The sequence below is a fragment of the Nocardioides sp. JQ2195 genome, assembly GCF_012272695.1.
GTDB lineage: Bacteria > Actinomycetota > Actinomycetes > Propionibacteriales > Nocardioidaceae > Nocardioides.
This window is the reverse complement of record NZ_CP050902.1, coordinates 1,081,289-1,097,752: the sequence shown is the minus strand read 5'-3', so window position 1 is coordinate 1,097,752 and position 16,464 is coordinate 1,081,289. Positions and strand designations below refer to the sequence as shown.

At 69.5% G+C, this 16,464-nt stretch carries 15 protein-coding genes and 2 tRNA genes; 1 reads left to right on the top strand and 16 read right to left on the bottom strand.

Going from position 1 to position 16,464, the window contains the following annotated elements; all coding sequences use genetic code 11:
- Window positions 1–7: 7 nt before the first annotated feature.
- From ncot_RS05255 to ncot_RS05245, 3 genes are all read right to left on the bottom strand, one after another.
- On the bottom strand, window positions 8–463 hold the full coding sequence (locus ncot_RS05255; RefSeq protein WP_240938078.1) for a DUF4233 domain-containing protein: 456 nt from the start codon (window positions 461–463) through the stop codon (window positions 8–10).
- A complete protein-coding gene (locus ncot_RS05250; protein ID WP_168616660.1) occupies window positions 460–1,824 on the bottom strand; it encodes a folylpolyglutamate synthase/dihydrofolate synthase family protein in 1,365 nt (454 codons plus the stop codon). Before ncot_RS05250 ends, ncot_RS05255 begins: the two co-directional genes overlap by 4 nt.
- 89 nt (window positions 1,825–1,913) lie before the next feature.
- On the bottom strand, window positions 1,914–2,840 hold the full coding sequence (locus tag ncot_RS05245; protein ID WP_168616659.1) for a GNAT family N-acetyltransferase: 927 nt from the start codon (window positions 2,838–2,840) through the stop codon (window positions 1,914–1,916).
- A gap of 115 nt (window positions 2,841–2,955) precedes the next feature.
- Between ncot_RS05245 and valS the strand changes: the two genes are divergently transcribed.
- On the top strand, window positions 2,956–5,574 hold the full coding sequence (valS, locus tag ncot_RS05240) for a valine--tRNA ligase (RefSeq protein ID WP_168616658.1): 2,619 nt from the start codon (window positions 2,956–2,958) through the stop codon (window positions 5,572–5,574).
- A gap of 185 nt (window positions 5,575–5,759) precedes the next feature.
- On the opposite strand, the gene ncot_RS05235 is transcribed toward valS, so the two are convergent.
- The 13 genes from ncot_RS05235 to ncot_RS05175 form a co-directional block, all read right to left on the bottom strand.
- Window positions 5,760–6,416 carry a hypothetical protein gene (locus ncot_RS05235; RefSeq protein WP_168616657.1) on the bottom strand — a complete coding sequence of 219 codons (657 nt, stop codon included), beginning with the start codon at window positions 6,414–6,416 and terminating at the stop codon, window positions 5,760–5,762.
- 196 nt (window positions 6,417–6,612) lie between these two features.
- The gene (gene clpX, locus ncot_RS05230) at window positions 6,613–7,899 is read right to left on the bottom strand and encodes an ATP-dependent Clp protease ATP-binding subunit ClpX (protein ID WP_168616656.1); all 1,287 of its coding nucleotides are present in this window, start codon (window positions 7,897–7,899) and stop codon (window positions 6,613–6,615) included.
- Window positions 7,900–7,987: 88 nt separating this feature from the next.
- A complete protein-coding gene (locus ncot_RS05225) occupies window positions 7,988–8,596 on the bottom strand; it encodes an ATP-dependent Clp protease proteolytic subunit (protein ID WP_057323325.1) in 609 nt (202 codons plus the stop codon).
- Window position 8,597: 1 nt separating this feature from the next.
- Window positions 8,598–9,215, bottom strand: coding sequence for an ATP-dependent Clp protease proteolytic subunit (locus ncot_RS05220; protein ID WP_168619175.1), 618 nt, complete (start codon window positions 9,213–9,215; stop codon window positions 8,598–8,600).
- Between the two features lie 171 nt (window positions 9,216–9,386).
- A complete protein-coding gene (locus ncot_RS05215; RefSeq protein ID WP_168616655.1) occupies window positions 9,387–9,848 on the bottom strand; it encodes an SRPBCC family protein in 462 nt (153 codons plus the stop codon).
- 13 nt (window positions 9,849–9,861) lie between these two features.
- Window positions 9,862–11,031 carry an alpha/beta hydrolase gene (locus tag ncot_RS05210; protein ID WP_168616654.1) on the bottom strand — a complete coding sequence of 390 codons (1,170 nt, stop codon included), beginning with the start codon at window positions 11,029–11,031 and terminating at the stop codon, window positions 9,862–9,864.
- Window positions 11,032–11,109: 78 nt separating this feature from the next.
- A complete protein-coding gene (locus ncot_RS05205) occupies window positions 11,110–12,006 on the bottom strand; it encodes a hypothetical protein (RefSeq protein ID WP_168616653.1) in 897 nt (298 codons plus the stop codon).
- 196 nt (window positions 12,007–12,202) lie between these two features.
- A complete protein-coding gene (gene tig / locus ncot_RS05200; protein WP_168616652.1) occupies window positions 12,203–13,600 on the bottom strand; it encodes a trigger factor in 1,398 nt (465 codons plus the stop codon).
- A gap of 68 nt (window positions 13,601–13,668) precedes the next feature.
- A tRNA-Pro gene (locus ncot_RS05195) sits at window positions 13,669–13,741 on the bottom strand.
- Window positions 13,742–13,775: 34 nt separating this feature from the next.
- A tRNA-Gly gene (locus ncot_RS05190) sits at window positions 13,776–13,849 on the bottom strand.
- 85 nt (window positions 13,850–13,934) lie between these two features.
- Entirely contained in the window at window positions 13,935–15,062 is a 1,128-nt protein-coding gene (locus ncot_RS05185) for a PP2C family protein-serine/threonine phosphatase (RefSeq protein WP_240938077.1), read from the bottom strand.
- A gap of 37 nt (window positions 15,063–15,099) precedes the next feature.
- Window positions 15,100–15,948: an Fpg/Nei family DNA glycosylase gene (locus ncot_RS05180; protein WP_168616650.1), complete on the bottom strand. Its 849-nt coding sequence runs from the start codon at window positions 15,946–15,948 to the stop codon at window positions 15,100–15,102.
- Window positions 15,941–16,450, bottom strand: coding sequence for a ribose-5-phosphate isomerase (locus tag ncot_RS05175; RefSeq protein WP_168616649.1), 510 nt, complete (start codon window positions 16,448–16,450; stop codon window positions 15,941–15,943). Before ncot_RS05175 ends, ncot_RS05180 begins: the two co-directional genes overlap by 8 nt.
- Window positions 16,451–16,464 lie beyond the last annotated feature (14 nt).

The window sequence follows — 16,464 nt, the reverse complement described above, 5'->3', positions numbered from 1 at the left end:
GAGGATTTCACGCACCATCTGGAGGAAATCCTCCGCTGTCAGATGTGTCGTGGGCGGCGTACGCCGCGGCGCGCTCGCGCTCGATCTTGCGCCCGAGGAAGTGGGCCGAGCCCCAGAGCAACGCGAAGAGCCCACCCAGGAAGAACATCACCGGCACCAGGAATCCCAGAGCGACGGCGGCGACCTGGATCGCCCAGCCGAGCCCGTAGGCCCATTCGGCGCGCAGCATCCCGGCGGTGACGATGCACAGGACGGCCAGCCCGAGACCGATCCACAGTGCCGTGCCGACGCTGACGTCGGCGATCGTGATCAGGACCGGAGTCGTCAGACCGAGGGCGACCGCCTCGAGCGTCAGGATGCCGGCGCACATGCCGCGTCGCGGGGAACGCTTCGGGTCGCCCGTCGGGCGCTCCTGCTCGGACTGTCCGGCCCCGGCGTGACCGATCTCGTTCTCGTCGGTCACTGGTCGCGCCCCTTCAACATCGCACGTGCCTCTCCGACGGTGACCACCGATCCGGTCACCAGCACGCCACCGGAGCCGAACGAGTCGCTGATGGCCTCCCCGGCCTCGGCCAACGTGGCGGCCTGGTCGATCGCGTCCGCCAGTCGCGGGGCGACCGAGACGCGGTCCTCACCGAACACCTCACGGGCGGCCTCGGCCAGGGCCTCGGCCGACATGGCCCGGTCCGTGGAGTTCTGGGTGCACACGATGTGGGCCAGGTGCGGCTCGAAGGCGACCAGCACTCCTTCGTGGTCCTTGTCGGCCATCACCCCCATCACACCGATCAGCGGCGCGAACGCGAAGGAGTCCTCGAGCGCGGCGGCGGTCGCCTCGGCGCCTGCCGGGTTGTGCGCCGCATCCAGCACCACCGTGGGACTGCGACGGATGATCTCCAGCCGGCCGGGCGAGGTGACCGAGGCGAATGCCTCGCGGACGAGGTCCTCGGCCAGGGGTTCGTCACCGGCGAACGCCTCGACCGCAGCCAGCGCGACCGCGGCGTTCTGGGCCTGGTGCGCACCGTAGAGCGGGAGGAACACGTCGTCGTACTGGCCACGCAGGCCCTGCAGGCTGATCGTCTGCCCACCCACGGCAGGCACCCGAGTGATCACGCCGAACTCCAGCCCCTCGCGGGCGATGGTGGCCCCGACCTCGACGGCGCGGGCGAGCAGCACCTCGGCGACCTCGGGAGACTGCTGGGCCAGGATCACCTGCGCCCCTTCCTTGATGATGCCGGACTTCTCCTGGGCGATGCCGGTGACGCTCTCGCCGAGGTACTTCGCGTGGTCGACAGCGATGGGCAGCACGACCGCCACCTTGCCGTCGGCGACGTTCGTCGCGTCCCACGATCCGCCCATGCCGACCTCGATCACCGCTGCATCGACGGGAGCGTCGGCGAAGGCGCTGAACGCCATGCCGACCACGGTCTCGAAGAAGGAGAGCGGGTGCGGCTGGTCGGCGTCGACGAGGTGGGTGAACGGTGCGACGTCGTTGAAGGCCCGGACGAACGTCTCGTCGTCGAGGGGCTCCCCGTCGACGGAGATGCGCTCACTCATCTTCTCCACGTGCGGGCTGGTGAAGCGTCCGGTGCGCAGGTTCATCGCCCGCAGGAGCGAGTCGATCATCCGTGACGTCGACGTCTTGCCGTTCGTGCCGGTCAGGTGGATCACCGGGTACGCCCGCTGCGGGTCCCCGAGCAGCTCGGTGAATGCAGCGATCCGATCGAGGCTCGGCTCGAGCCTGGACTCGGGCCAGCGGGACAGCAGCGCGTCCTCGACCTCCGCGTAGGTCTCGGCGGGACGGGGCTGCGGGGAAGGTTCAGTCATGACGGCCCGAGTCTAGTTGCCCCGGTCCGCACCGTCCGAGCCGACTGCGCCCCCGAGACCTCACCGGGCGTGGCCCTCGGCCCACGACGTCACGCCGACGGTCGCGGCCCCACCACGATGTTGGCCATGTCGACCACCGGCCGATAGCCGAGGCGCTGGTAGATCGCGTTGGACACCGGATTGGCCTGGTCGGTGAACAGGCAGGCGCGGGTGCCGTCGGCGGTGATCAGCCGGGAGACCTCGGCAACGGCCGCACTGGCGTACCCCTGGCCCCGGTGCGCCCTGGGCGTGAACACAGGGCCGATCCTGTTGACGCCGTACTCCGGCTGGTTCATCCCGGTCAGGTGGAGCGGGCGATCGTCACCGTCGACCCAGGCGAAGATCCGGCCGTCGTCGATCCGTTCGAGCACGTCGTCGAGCCCGACGTGCTCACCCTGGGTCGGGTCCGGCTCGCGGCCGGCCTGCTCGTCGGCCTCCACGTGGAACGCCCGGAACCAGGCCAGTGCCAGCTCGCACTCCTCGGTCCGCATCAGCCGCAGCCGGCCCGCAGGCGGACGGGCCGGCGGGACCAGCTCCCCGAGCTCGAAGAGCCGGGTGCGTTCGACGACGTCGACGCAGTGGCCGGCGAGCCCGGCCGTCTCCTCGGCGACGTGCTGCACGGCAGGGAGCGCACCGTTGGCTCCACCGACGGACTCCCCGCGTGCGTGCAGTGCCCGGGCCAGCGCGCGGGCGCCGGCCTCGGGCATCGGCAGCACGAACAGCGGGTACGGCGGGAACGGAGCAGTGCGCATGGCCGAGCCCGTCACGGTGCCCGCGGCGTCCCGGACCACGGCCCACCACAGCGGATGGCCCGGGTCGGCCGGCTCTCCACCGGCGTCCAGGCTGCGCGCCCGGCGTCCGGCGACGGTCGCCACCACCGTGCTCACCACCGGGTCCGCCGCCAGCCGCTCCCCCGCCACGGCGAGGAAGGGACGGGGGTCGGTGAAGAACTCCACGGTGGCTGCTGCACGGTCCATGGCCCCACGCTAGACATCGCCGGTCGGCGCGTCACCGGGTTTTGCGCGCGGCACCGTACGGCCACAGTGGGAACTGGTTCGCGGCGGGCCTGTTCACACACGTAACATTCCGCCCATGACTGAGACTCCGAAGAACGCCGACCTGTCCGAGACGACGCCCGCTGACGCGCGCGCCGTCGTCGTACCGGACAAGCCCGCGCTCGAGGGTCTCGAGGAGAAGTGGTCGGCACAGTGGAAGGAGGACGACACCTACGCCTTCGACCGCACCCAGCCCCGGGAGAACGTCTACTCCATCGACACTCCCCCGCCGACCGTCTCCGGCTCGCTGCACGTGGGCCACGTCTTCTCCTACACCCACCCCGACCTGATCGCCCGCTACCAGCGGATGACCGGCAAGACCGTGTTCTACCCGATGGGTTGGGACGACAACGGTTTGCCGACCGAGCGCCGCGTGCAGAACTACTACGGCGTGCGCTGCGACCCGTCGCTGCCCTACGACGCCGACTTCACCCCGCCGGCCAAGCCCGACCCCAAGAAGCAGGTGCCGATCAGCCGGCCGAACTTCGTCGAGCTCTGCGAGAAGCTCGTGGTCGAGGACGAGAAGGCCTTCGAGGACCTGTGGCGCCGCGTGGGCGTCTCGGTCGACTGGTCGCAGGACTACACCACCATCGGCCCGAAGGCCCAGGAGGTCAGCCAGACCGCGTTCCTGCGCAACCTGGCCCGTGGTGAGGCCTACCTCCAGGAAGCCCCCACCCTGTGGGACGTCACCTTCCAGACCGCGGTCGCCCAGGCCGAGCTGGAGGCCCGCGAGTACGCCGGCGCCTACCACCGCGTCGCGTTCCACAAGCCCGATGGCTCCACCATCCACATCGAGACCACCCGTCCCGAGCTGATCCCCTCCGTGGTCGCGCTGATCGCCCACCCCGACGACGAGCGCTACGCCGACCTGTTCGGCAGCACGGTGACCTCCCCCGTCTTCGGCGTGGAGATCCCGGTGCTCGCGCACGCGGCTGCCGAGCCCGACAAGGGCGCCGGCATCGCGATGTGCTGCACCTTCGGTGACCTCACCGACGTGCAGTGGTGGCGCGAGCTGCAGCTGCCGGTGCGCACCCTGATCGGTCGCGACGGTCGCTTCCTGCGCGAGACCCCGGAGTGGCTCTCGGCCGAGCCGGCCGCCACGGCCTACGAGGACCTCAAGGGCAAGACCGCCTTCAGTGCCCGCGAGGCCGTGGTCGCCAAGCTCAAGGAGTCCGGCGACCTGGAGGGTGACCCGAAGCCCACGCAGCGGATGACGAACTTCTACGAGAAGGGCGACAAGCCGCTCGAGATCGTGGCCACCCGCCAGTGGTACCTGCGCAACGGAGGTCGCGACGCCGACCTGCGCAACGAGCTGGTCGACGAGGGAAACGCGATCACCTGGATCCCCGCCCACATGAAGCACCGCTACGACAACTGGGTCGGTGGCCTCAACGGTGACTGGCTGATCTCGCGGCAGCGGTTCTTCGGCATCCCGTTCCCGGTCTGGTACGCCCTCGACGCCGACGGCGAGCCCGACTACGACCACCCGTTGCTGCCCACCGAGGAGCAGCTCCCGGTCGATCCGTCGACCGACGCCCCCCAGGGGTACGACGAAGCGCAGCGCGGGCAGGCCGGTGGCTTCATCGGCGACCCCGACGTGATGGACACCTGGGCCACCTCGTCGCTGACCCCGCAGATCGCCGGGGGCTGGGAGACCGACAACGACCTGTTCGAGCGCGTCTTCCCGATGGACCTGTGCACCCAGGCACACGACATCATCCGCACCTGGCTCTTCTCCCGCGTGGTGCGTTCGCACCACGAGAACGGCGTCGTGCCGTGGTCGCACGCCATGATCTCGGGCTTCATCATGGACCCCGACCGCAAGAAGATGTCGAAGTCCAAGGGCAACGTCGTCGTCCCGACCCAGATCCTCGACAAGTTCGGTGCCGACGCGGTCCGGTGGCGGGCCGCCATGGCCCGCCCCGGCCTGGACTCCCCCTTCGACGAGACCCAGATGAAGGTCGGTCGCCGACTGGCGATGAAGGTGCTCAACGCATCGAAGTTCGTGCTCGGCAGCGTCGGGGCCACCGAGCTGAACCCGCCGGCCATCTCGGCGCCGATCGACTGCGCGCTGATGGGGCGACTGGCCCGAGTCGTCACCGAGGCGACCGAGGCGTTCGACGCCTACGACTACACGAGCGCCCTCGAGACCGTTGAGAAGTTCTTCTGGGAGTTCTGCGACGACTACCTCGAGCTGGTCAAGGAGCGTGCCTACGACGAGGACGGCGGGTCGGCCACGGAGTCGGCCAAGGCGACCCTGGCCGGCGCCCTGCACGTCCAGCTGCGTCTCCTGGCTCCGTTCCTGCCCTACGTCACCGAAGAGGTGTGGTCGTGGTGGCAGGACGGTTCGGTGCACACCTCGGCCTGGCCCTCGGCCACGGAGCTGGGATCGGCCGCTGCCGCCCACGGCGGCATGCTCACCCACGTCGCCGCGGCCCTCGGCGGGATCCGCGGCGCCAAGTCCACCGCCAAGGTCAGCCAGCGCACCGAGGTCTCCCGCGTGGAGATCACCGGTCCGCCCGAGGCCCTCGACGCGATCAGCAAGGCCCAGGCCGACCTGTCGGCCGTCGGCAAGGTGACGGGCGAGTTCGTGCTGGTTCCCGAGGACGACGCCACGGAGGTCAGCGTGAAGGCTGAGCTCGTGGCGGCTGAGTGATCCTCAGCCCCGGCCGAGGACGCTCCCGCAACGGCGCCGCCGAGCTCGGCCCCGGGTCGGGACGTGCCGCGGTGGCGCGTGCGAGCGCCTGACGCGGTGGGACCGGCGCGTCGAGCTCCACATCCGCCGCGGGCATGAGCCCGGGCGGGACCTGGCCTGCCAGCGGTGGGCGTGCCGCGAGCAGCTCAGCGACGACCGTGGTGGCCGCGCTGGTGTCCCCGGTGGTGGCCGCGCTGGTGCCCCTTGTGGTGACCGCGCTGGTGCCCCTTGTGGTGACCGCGCTGGTGTCCCCTGTGGTGACCGCGGTCCGCGTGCGCCGGGCGGTGCGCGCGGTGTGCCTCGATCCGACGCTGCTGCCCCGGGGCGTGTTCGCGGCCGTGGGTCCGCCCACGGTCGTGGGAGTGCGAGTCGCGGTGAGCACCTGAGCGGTCGTGGTCAACGCGGTACGCCGTGGCATCGCGCATGGCCCGCACCGCGTCGGCCTTGATCTCCGCACTGTGCCGACGAGCCTGCGCCACGCGAGCCTCGTCCTCGGTCACCTTCTTCTCGCCGAAGCCCGGGCGCGCCACGGGGTGCGCGGTCGGACTCTCGGACGGCACGGCCGGCGCCTCGGACGTCGTTGGCGCAGTGCTGTCCGGCAGACGTCCCGCGGCGGCGCGCGACTCGGTGGGCGCCACCTCGTCACCCAGTCGCAGCATCTCGGCGACGAGCGAGCCGGGGGTGCGGTCGCCACGGATCAGGTCGCCGAGCGCCTGGGCTCGCACCGTGTAGCCCATGAAGACGCAGCAGGCAATGGTGATCACCACGAAGGCGAACAGGGGCTTCTTGTGTTCGGAGCTCATCGACTTTCCGGACCGCGGGTATGGACCCCACCATTGTCACTGCCGAGAGCGAAGAACACCGCATCGTACAAGGCAAATGATCCGAATGGACTAGGAACCACCTGGCCCAGACGGACGTCACTCCCTGCTGGGAGTCACTCCGCTGGCTCCACCGAGCCCGGCGAACCCGTCGAACCCGTGCGTCCGGGCCGCGGGATCAGGCCGACTTCTTCTTCTTCGGCTCGGCCTCGCGTGGGATGAGCGTCGGGTTCACGTTGTCCTCGACGACCTCACGGTTCACCACCACCTTGGCGATGTCACCACGCGAGGGGACGTCGTACATCACGTGGAGGAGCACCTCCTCGATGATGGCGCGCAGACCACGGGCACCCGTGCCACGCTCCAGCGCTCGATCGGCGATGGCGGCGACGGCATCCTCGGTGAACTCCAGCTCCACGCCGTCGATGGCGAAGAGCTTCTGGTACTGCTTGACCAGGGCGTTGCGCGGCTCGGTGAGGATCTGCACCAGAGCGTCCTGGTCGAGCTTCGAGACACTGGTGATCAGCGGCAGGCGACCGATGAACTCGGGGATCAGGCCGAACTTGGTGAGGTCCTCGGGACGCACCTGCGCCATCAGGTCCTCGGCCTCACGCTCGGCCTGGCCACGCACGTCGGCGGTGAAGCCGAGCGTCTTCTTGCCGACCCGCTGCTCGACGATGTGGTCGAGACCGGCGAAGGCACCGCCGACGATGAAGAGGATGTTGGTGGTGTCGATCTGGATGAACTCCTGGTGCGGGTGCTTGCGCCCGCCCTGCGGAGGCACCGAGGCCTGCGTGCCCTCGATGATCTTCAGCAACGCCTGCTGCACGCCCTCACCGGAGACATCACGGGTGATCGACGGGTTCTCCGACTTGCGGGCCACCTTGTCGATCTCGTCGATGTAGATGATGCCGGTCTCGGCCTTCTTGACGTCGTAGTCGGCAGCCTGGATCAGCTTGAGGAGGATGTTCTCCACGTCTTCACCGACGTAGCCCGCCTCGGTGAGCGCGGTGGCGTCCGCAATCGCGAAGGGCACGTTGAGCATCCTGGCCAGGGTCTGGGCCAGATAGGTCTTGCCGCACCCGGTGGGGCCCATCACCAAGATGTTGGACTTGGCGACCTCGACGGTCTCGTCCTTGGCGTGCTTGCCGCTGGTGGGCTCGTTGGCGCCCGCCTGCACGCGCTTGTAGTGGTTGTAGACCGCCACGGCCAGCGACTTCTTGGCGTGCTCCTGGCCGATCACGTAGGAGTTGAGGAAGTCGAAGATCTCCTTCGGCTTCGGCAGCTCCTCGAGGCCGACGTCGGAGCGCTCGCTGAGCTCCTCCTCGATGATCTCGTTGCAGAGATCGATGCACTCATCACAGATGTAGACGCCCGGACCGGCGATCAACTTCTTGACCTGCTTCTGGCTCTTTCCGCAGAAAGAGCACTTCAGCAGGTCGCCTCCGTCACCAATACGTGCCACGGGCGGACTTCCTTCCTCTGCAGATCAACTTCTCGACGGTACCCCGTGCCCGCCGGTTCGCGCGGTCAGACACGGGGTCCGCGCGGGATCAAGCGAGCGCCGGGAGCGCCTTGCGGGACTCGAGGATCGCGTCGACGAGGCCGTACTCGACGGCTGCATCGGCGGTGAGGATCTTGTCGCGCTCGATGTCACGGCTGACGTCGTCGACGTCCTTGCCGGTGTGCTCGGCGATCATCGTCTCCAGCATCTTGCGCATCCGGATGATCTCGTTGGCCTGGATCTCCAGGTCGGAGATCTGGCCACCCTGACCCTCGGTGTAGGGCTGGTGGATCAGGATCCGGCTGTTCGGGAGGGCGAGTCGCTTCCCGGGAGCGCCGGCGGCGAGCAGCACGGCGGCAGCCGAGGCGGCCTGGCCCAGGCACACGGTCTGCACCTCGGGCTTGATGAAGCGCATCGTGTCGTAGATCGCGGTCAACGCGGTGAACGAACCACCGGGGCTGTTGATGTAGATCGAGATGTCGCGGTCGGGGTCCATCGACTCCAGGCAGAGCAGCTGCGCCATCACTGCGTTGGCGATGTCGTCGCTGATCGGCGTGCCGAGGAAGATGATGCGGTCCTCGAACAGCTTGGCGTAGGGGTCGATCCGGCGGACCCCGTAGGAGGTGCGCTCTTCCCACTGCGGGATGTAGTAGTTCATGTCAGTCCTTACCGTGGGCCGGGCGGCCGGAGTCTGCGGTCTCGCGGGCGTTGGTGATCACCTGGTCGATCAGGCCGTACTCGAGGGCCTGCTCGGGGGTGAACCAGCGGTCGCGGTCGGAGTCGCGCTCGATCTCCTCGACCGTCCGGCCGGTGTGCAGCGCGATGAGCTCTCCGAGCTGCTTCTTCAGGAGAAGACTCTGCTGGGCCTGGATCTTGATGTCGGAGGCGGAGCCGCCGATGCCGCCGGAGGGCTGGTGCATCATGATCCGTGCGTGCGGGAGCGCGTAGCGCTTGCCCTTGGCGCCGGCACAGAGCAGGAACTGGCCCATCGACGCAGCCAGGCCCATGCCCACGGTCGCCACGTCGTTGGGGATGTAGTTCATCGTGTCGTAGATCGCCATGCCGGCGTCGACGGAGCCGCCGGGGCTGTTGATGTGCAGGAAGATGTCGGCCTCGGGGTCTTCGGCCGACAGCAGCAACAGCTGGGCGCAGATCGCGTTGGCGTTCTGGTCGCGGACCTCGGACCCGAGGAACACGATGCGCTCGCGCAGCAACCGCTGGTAGATGTGGTCGTCCAGCCCGTAGGACGCGCCGCCGCCGTTGGCTTCGACACCCACGGCGCTCCGGGGCTCATTGGTCTGGCTCTGATTCTGGTTCACGAGAGCGACACTAGCCGCCCTGACCGACACATCCACGCGTCTGACACCCCTGTTCGCCCACAGCAGATTCCGCAGGCGCCGCCGGACCCGGCCCGTCTCCAGCTCCCGGGGCGTCCGAGCACCCGGACCTCAGCCCTCGACGGCTGCCTTGAGCCGCCCCAGGGTCCGGGCCATGCCCGCCTCGAGCTCGTCGGCGTGCTCATCGGTGCCACCCAGGGCCAGGGGTGCGAACAGCCTGCTCACACCGGTCAGGCGTCCCAGCACGGGACGGCGGTGCACCACCCGGGTGCGCCCACCGTCCGCCTCGAGCTCATAGATCCAGCGAGCACCGCTGGAGGTGGTGTCCCAGCTGAGCAGCCGCCGGGGCTCGAGCGCGGCGACGACGTTGCGTGTCGGCCACACCACGAGCTTGCGTCGATTGATGCCGAGGTACCACTGCCCGACCCGCAGCCCGCCGCCCTTCAGCGGCAGCATGCGCACCGTCTCGTCGCTGAGCTCTGGCATCCGCGACAGGTCGGACAGCACCGCCCACACCCGCTCCACGGGCGCCTCGATGATCGTCTCGGCCCGCAGCTCACGGTCCGCACTCATCGCAGCCAACACCTCATCGCAGCCAACTCCTCAGGGCAGTGTGGACATCGGGGTGGTTGAGCAGCCCGAAGTGATCGGATCGTGGCACGTGCAGCACGTCGGCGTCGGGGAACAGGTCAGGTTGTCGGCGTGAACGACCGTGTGCCGAGGGCACCCGCACGAGGAGATCACCCATCAGGTGCCCGAGCGGGTGGCGCGCCGACTCGGTCAGGGTGGCCGCGACAAGGCGATAACGGGCCGTCGGCAGCGGCGTGACGTCGTGGCCGAGCCCGTCGACCAGGTCCTCGATGCCGACCGAACGGTGATCGAGGATCCGACCGAAGGCCGAGGTCTCCGGCAGGTGGGCCAGCAGCCGGCTCCCGTGGCCGACCGCGATCGCCAGTGGGGCGCCGGCGTGGGGACTGCCGAGCGTGACCACGTCACTGACCAGCCGGGTCCACGGGTCCTCGTCGCCGAGGTCGACGGCGCAGGCCGCTCGGGCGACCAGGCCGCCCATGGAGTGCCCGATCAGTGCCACGCGGGAGGGTTCGACCGGCCAGCCGGCCACCAGGTCGCGCATCAGCGCGGCCACGTCGACGCCGTTCTCCCGGACCGAGCGACCCGTGTTGAGACGCAGCAGCACCGGAGTCCAGCCCAGCTCGACGAGTGTCGCGGCGTACGTCGTCCCGACGGCGTCGCCGTGCAGGTCCCAGAACGACTCGTTCTCCGACAGCCCGTGCAGCAGGACGGCCACCTTCTCCCCCGCCGCCGGGAAGACGGCGGCGAGTCGATCTGGCTCGAGCGGGACGTCTCGACCGTGGTCGCGCACGGTCGTGGTGATCGCCAGTCGCGACCCCTCGTGTGCGAATCGATCCCCGACGAGGCCGTTGAGCGCAGACCGGACGAAGCGGCCGCGCGCGCTGTGCTCGAGGCGCGGCCCCACGCCGGCAGCGCCAGCAGCACGCAGGGCGTGCGAGGTGAGCGTGAGCCCGGCGCCGATGGAGCCGTAGACGGCACTGGAGATGCCGTCGTGCAGCAGCTGGGGCCCCCGGGCGCGGTTGCCGGTGACCCGGTTGAGCACGCCGTACGTGCGCCCGGCCCAGGCCCGGTGGGTGTCGCGCACGGTGCGCAGGAGGATCTCGTCACCGTAGACGGGCAGGAGCCCGAGCGCGTCGACGACGCCGGGTCCAGAGATCGTGTTCATCGCGTGATCCTCCCAGGATATTCAGTGCACACATGTTCACTCAACAACCCCGCTCGGTGCAACCCCATGAGTGCCGGATCACGCCAGCCAGGTCACCAGCGCTTGGTGCACGTCGGGGTGGTTGGCCAGCCCGACCTCGTGCGTGGGCACGTGGTGCAGCGTCGCGGTGGGGAACAGTGAGCGCGCGCGACGAGCACGCAGCGGCAGGCGGTGACGCCACCAGAACAGCTCGCCGACGACTCCCCCGACGCGACTCTGCTGGAGTCGGGTCCGTGCGGTGACCACCACGTAACGGGCACCGGGCAGCGGGTCCAGCCCGGCGTCGACCCGGTCCTCGGTGACGATCCCGGCGAGCTCCTCGTCGACCAGGCGCCCGCCGGGCACCAGGCTGCGACCCGACGGGACCACCAGGTGCGGTGTCCCGAGCAGGACCACGTCGGAGACCCGGTCCCGCCACGGCCCAGCGGCCAGGTCCTGCAGGGCGCAGGCGGTCCTGAGCACCAGCCCGCCCGTGCCGTGGCCGACCAGGGCGATCCGTCGTACGTCGACCGGCCAGGCATCGACGAGCAGCTGCAGGGCGGCCGCGACCGCGACTCCCTGGGATCGCGAGTCCTCGCCCTCCACAGTCGCCACCAGCAGGTGCACCGGGGTCCAACCGAGCAGCGACGACAGCCTGCTCGCATACGTCCCGCCGACCTGGTCGAGGTGCTGGTGCCAGACGGTCTCGTCCTCGTCCACGCCGGGGACGAAGACCACGAGGCAATCGGACGCGTGCGCGAACGCCTCCGCGACGGCACCCGCCTCGAGGGGTACGTCGATCCCGGCACACCGCACCCGGATCGGCGCGATCCCGTCAGCGGGGCGGTGCCGGACCAGCGGCCGGACCAGCGGCGCGGCCAGTGACAACGGCGACCTGCCCAGACCGAGCAACCGCAGCAGTCGCCACGGAGCGACGGCATGGCTCGGAGTGCTCACGGCTGCAGTCTGCGCGGCGGGGGGACGTCGGACAACCAACCACGCCGCGGCGAGACGTCGGGCACTCCACACCGGCGTACGGCCAGGACGACGACGCGCCCCCGACGCTGGAGCTGTCGGGGGCGCGCTGTGCGTGCTTCGGGCCAGATCGAGTCGGCCAGATCGGTTCGACCTGATCGATTCGGCCAGATCGGGCTCAGGCCTCGTCGGCGGCGTCCTCGGCCGGAGCAGCCTCGGCCTCGACGGGGGCCTCGGGCTCGGGCTCACCGATGGTGCCGTCGGGACGCAGGTTCTTCAGGTCGACGACGTCGCCGGACTTGTCCTTGACGGTCGCCGACTCGACGATCGTGGCCAGCGCCTTGCCGCGCAGGATCTCCTGCACGAGGTCGGGGATGTGGTTGTGCTCGAACATGTGGTTCGCGAATTCCTGCGGGTCCTGGCCGGACTGCTGCGCACGACGGACCAGGTGCTCGGAGAGCTCCTGCTGGTCGACGCCGAGTTCCTCCTTCTTCGCGATGTCGTCGAGGATGAACTGCGCGGTGATCGCGTCGCGGACCCGGCGATCGAGGTCTGACTCGAACTCCTCGACGGTCTGGTTCTCGTCCTCGAGGTACTTCTCCATGGTCTGACCGATCTGCATGAGCTGCTGCTCGACGCTCTGGCGGCGCGCGTTCAGCTCCTCGGTGACCAAGGTGTCGGGAAGCGGGATCGAGACCTGCTCGAGCAGCTTCTCCAGCACCGCGTCGCGGGCCTCGGCGGCCTGCTCGAGACGCTTGCCACGGGTCAGCCGCTCGCGGACGTCGCCGTTGAACTCGTCGACGGTGTCGAACTCGGAGGCCAGCTGGGCGAACTCGTCGTCGACCTCGGGGAGCTCCTGCTCCTGGACCTGACCGACGCTGACCTCGACCTCGACGGCCTGGCCGACCAGGTCGCCACCGACCAGCTCGGAGTCGAAGGTCTTGGTGTCGCCGGCGGCCATGCCGACCAGAGCCTCGTCGAGGCCGTCGAGCATGCCGCCCCGACCGACCTGGTAGCTCATGCCGGCCACCTCGGCGCCCTCGAGCACCTGGCCGTCCTGGCTGGCCTTGAGGTCGAGCGTGACGAAGTCGCCGTCAGCGGCCGCGCGCTCGACGGTCTTGAGGGTGCCGAAGCGCTCGCGCAGCGCCTGCACCTGCTCCTCGACGTCAGCATCGGTGACCTCGATGTCGTCGACCTCCGCCTCGACACCGTCGTAGGCCGGAACCTCGAAGTCGGGCTTGATGTCGACCTCGGCGGTGAACTCGAGCGTGTCGTTGTCCTCGAGCTTGGTCACCTCGATCTCCGGCTGGGCCAACGGCTCCAGCTCGTTCTCCTGGAGCGCCTGCATGTACTTCTGCGGCAGCACTTCGTTGATCGCCTGGTCGAGGACCGCTCCGCGGCCGACCTGGCGGTCGATCACGGCCGGCGGGACCTTGCCGCGACGGAACCCCGGCACGTTGATCTGCTGGGCGATGTTCTTGTACGCCGCGTCGAGGCTCGGCTTGAGCTCCTCGAAGGGCACCTCGACGGTCAGCTTGGCCCGGGTGGGGCTCAAGGTCTCGACGGCGCTCTTCACAGGTTTTCTCCTCAGGTCAGGGGATGATGCGTTGGGACGGACGGAGCATGGTGCAGGTGTTCGGACTGTCGGGGCGACAGGACTCGAACCTGCGGTCTCCTGCTCCCAAAGCAGGCGCGCTAGCCACTACGCTACGCCCCGCCAAGCTGCCCTCAGGACGAATCTTTCGGGCACTTGGAGCGGATGACGGGAATCGAACCCGCGTAATCAGTTTGGAAGACTGAGGCTCTACCATTGAGCTACATCCGCGTGCACTTTTTGTGCGGTGTCATGGTGCCACATCGCGCCAGAGCGCACCCAATCAGCCCACGCCTCGATGGGCTGTCCGATCCAGTCAGAACCCCGGACGCGGTCGGTGCGCCGGCCCCCAGCGGCGGTGCAGGAGCAGCAGCGCGCGGTCGTCCTGGTGTGAGCCGAGTGACTCGATCAGGCGACGGGCCGCATTGTCGAAGCCCATGCGCAGGAGGCGCTCGCCCTGGCCCTGGAGCTTGTCGATGCCCATGCTGATGTCTCGCGTGGGCGTCTCGACGAGTCCGTCGGTGTAGAGCAGGACGGCGTCCCCGGGACGCATCCGCCCGTGGACCTCGAAGAACTCCGCACCCTCGATGAGCCCGAGCACCGGCCCCTCGGACTGATGCACGATCCACTTGCCGGATCCGGCCAGGAGCTGCACCGCCGGCGGGTGCCCGGCCGTGCGCACCGTGAAGTCGCCGGTGGACAGGTCGACGTTGAGGTGCACTGCCGTGGCGAAGCCCTCCTCCCAGTTCTGCCGGAGGAGGTAGTCGTTGGCCGCCGGGAGGAACTCCGCCGGGCTGAGCGCACCCAGCAGGCCACCGAAGGCCCCGGACAGCAGCAGGGCACGGGTCCCGGCGTCCTCGCCCTTGCCGGAGACATCGACCACCACGAAGTCCAGCCGGTCCTCCCCCGGCCGCCGGGAGGCGACGACGAAGTCACCGGCGAACGGCGAGCCGCCCGCCGAGCGCAGGGCTGACTCGGCGTACCAGTTGGCCGGCAGCTTCGGCAGCTTGCCCTGACTGAGGATGCGGTCCCGGAGGTCGACCAGCATGGACTCGCCCTGGGCGCCGGCGACGCCCAGGCGCGAGCGGCGGAAGGAGGAGAGCAGCGTGATGAACCCGAGCAGGAACAGCACCACCACACCGATCACGATGCGCGGTTGCAGGTCCTCCTGCTGGGTCACCGCGAAGGAGAGCACGCCCAGGACGAATACCAGGAACCACGGGAGGTGCCGGGGTCCCAGGAAGATTCCCCCGAGGAACATCGGCAGGACGACCAACGTCAGCGGCCACATCTGGGGGGCGGCCGCGTAGAGGGCGGCACAGACCAGGGTCAGCCCGACCAGGCTCGCCAGCACGAGGTTCTCGGTGGACAGGCCGGCGCGACGCCATCGTGCCCACGTACGCCGGACTCTCCGGCGCGGGGAGAGCGGGCGTGAGGTGGTCACCGGGTCCCCCTGTCTGGAGAGTGCACTGGAAGTTGCCTCACTGTAGAGCCGCCCGCGACCGAAATCGTGGTTGGCAGCGGGGACACCAGAACGAGTTCCTCCCGACGAGAGGTTCGGTCCTGATGCTGGTCCCGCACACATGGCATGGCTGCTGGGTACGACGGTAGACGTACACCTCGCCGCCGTGGTCGTCTTTGCGAGGTTCGCGACCCATTTGTTCCGGCGTGTGCTCGGGGCGCACGGTGTCGATGCGTCCGGTGCGCACGCCGTACTCCATCAGCTGGACCAGGTCGTCCCAGATGGCCCGGAACTGCCCTCGGCGCAGGGTCCGTCCCGGGCGCAACGGGTGCATTCGGTGGCGGAAGAGCACCTCGGCGCGGTAGACGTTGCCCACTCCGGCGATCACGGACTGGTCCATCAGCAGGTCGCCGATCGGCCGCTGGCTGCCGGAGATGCGTCGCCACGCCCGGTCAGGATCGCCGTCCGCGCGCAACGGATCGGGGCCGAGCTCGGCGACGACCTCGTCCCGGCGACCGGCGCCGACCAGGTCGCAGCGCGTCGCGCCGCGCAGGTCGGCGTACGCCGGGTGCTCGCCGCCGGTGAACAGGCGCAGGCGCACCTGGCCGAGCGGCGCCGGCAGCTCGTGCGCGCCGGTGGTCACGTCGAGCTTGCCGATCAGGCCGAGGTGGATGTGGATGAAGCGCTCGCCCGCGAACTCCACGAAGAGGTGCTTGCCGGCAGAGTCCGCGCCGACCAGGAGGCTGCCGTCCAGGTGGGCGGCGTCGGCCGCGAAGCGCCCGGTGGGGCTCTGCACCCGCACCGTCCGCCCCGCGAAGGCGTCGCCGAGCTCGTTGGCCAGCCGACGAAGGGTGTGTCCCTCAGGCATCCGCAGGTCCGCGCAGGGCGGACTCGGGCAGCGGCGGCAGCTCGCCGGTGGTCTCGTAGGTCGCCAGCTGGGCGATCCGGCGGGAGTGGCGCTCCTCGCCCGAGAACGGCGTCGCCAGGAAGACCTTGACGAAGCGGGTCATCTCCTCGAGCGAGTGCATCCGGCCACCGACGGAGATGACGTTGGCGTCGTTGTGCTCGCGTGCGAGCACGGCGGTCTCCTCCGACCAGACCAGTGCAGAGCGGACGCCCTTCACCTTGTTCGCCGCGATCTGCTCGCCGTTGCCGGAGCCACCGATCACGACGCCGAGGCTGCCCTGGCCCTCGGCCTGCTCGGCGGCGACACCTTCTGCGGCGCGCAGGCAGAACACCGGGTAGTCGTCGAGGGCGTCGTGGACGAAGGGTCCGTGGTCGACGACCTCGTGGTCGTGCTCGACCAGCCAGTTGAGCAGGTGGTCCTTGAGTTCGAGGCCGGCATGGTCGGAGCCGAGGTGTACGCGCATGGTGCAGATTCTAG

Bases quoted from the DNA above. Each gene is read 5' to 3' on its own strand.
- ncot_RS05225 (WP_057323325.1), bottom strand. From the start codon at position 8,596: ATGAACTACTACATCCCGCAGTGGGAAGAGCGCACCTCCTACGGGGTC.
- valS (WP_168616658.1), top strand. From the start codon at position 2,956: ATGACTGAGACTCCGAAGAACGCCGACCTGTCCGAGACGACGCCCGCT.
- ncot_RS05210 (WP_168616654.1), bottom strand. From the start codon at position 11,031: ATGAACACGATCTCTGGACCCGGCGTCGTCGACGCGCTCGGGCTCCTG.
- ncot_RS05235 (WP_168616657.1), bottom strand. From the start codon at position 6,416: ATGAGCTCCGAACACAAGAAGCCCCTGTTCGCCTTCGTGGTGATCACC.
- ncot_RS05215 (WP_168616655.1), bottom strand. From the start codon at position 9,848: ATGAGTGCGGACCGTGAGCTGCGGGCCGAGACGATCATCGAGGCGCCC.
- ncot_RS05250 (WP_168616660.1), bottom strand. From the start codon at position 1,824: ATGACTGAACCTTCCCCGCAGCCCCGTCCCGCCGAGACCTACGCGGAG.
- ncot_RS05180 (WP_168616650.1), bottom strand. From the start codon at position 15,948: ATGCCTGAGGGACACACCCTTCGTCGGCTGGCCAACGAGCTCGGCGAC.
- ncot_RS05245 (WP_168616659.1), bottom strand. From the start codon at position 2,840: ATGGACCGTGCAGCAGCCACCGTGGAGTTCTTCACCGACCCCCGTCCC.
- ncot_RS05175 (WP_168616649.1), bottom strand. From the start codon at position 16,450: ATGCGCGTACACCTCGGCTCCGACCATGCCGGCCTCGAACTCAAGGAC.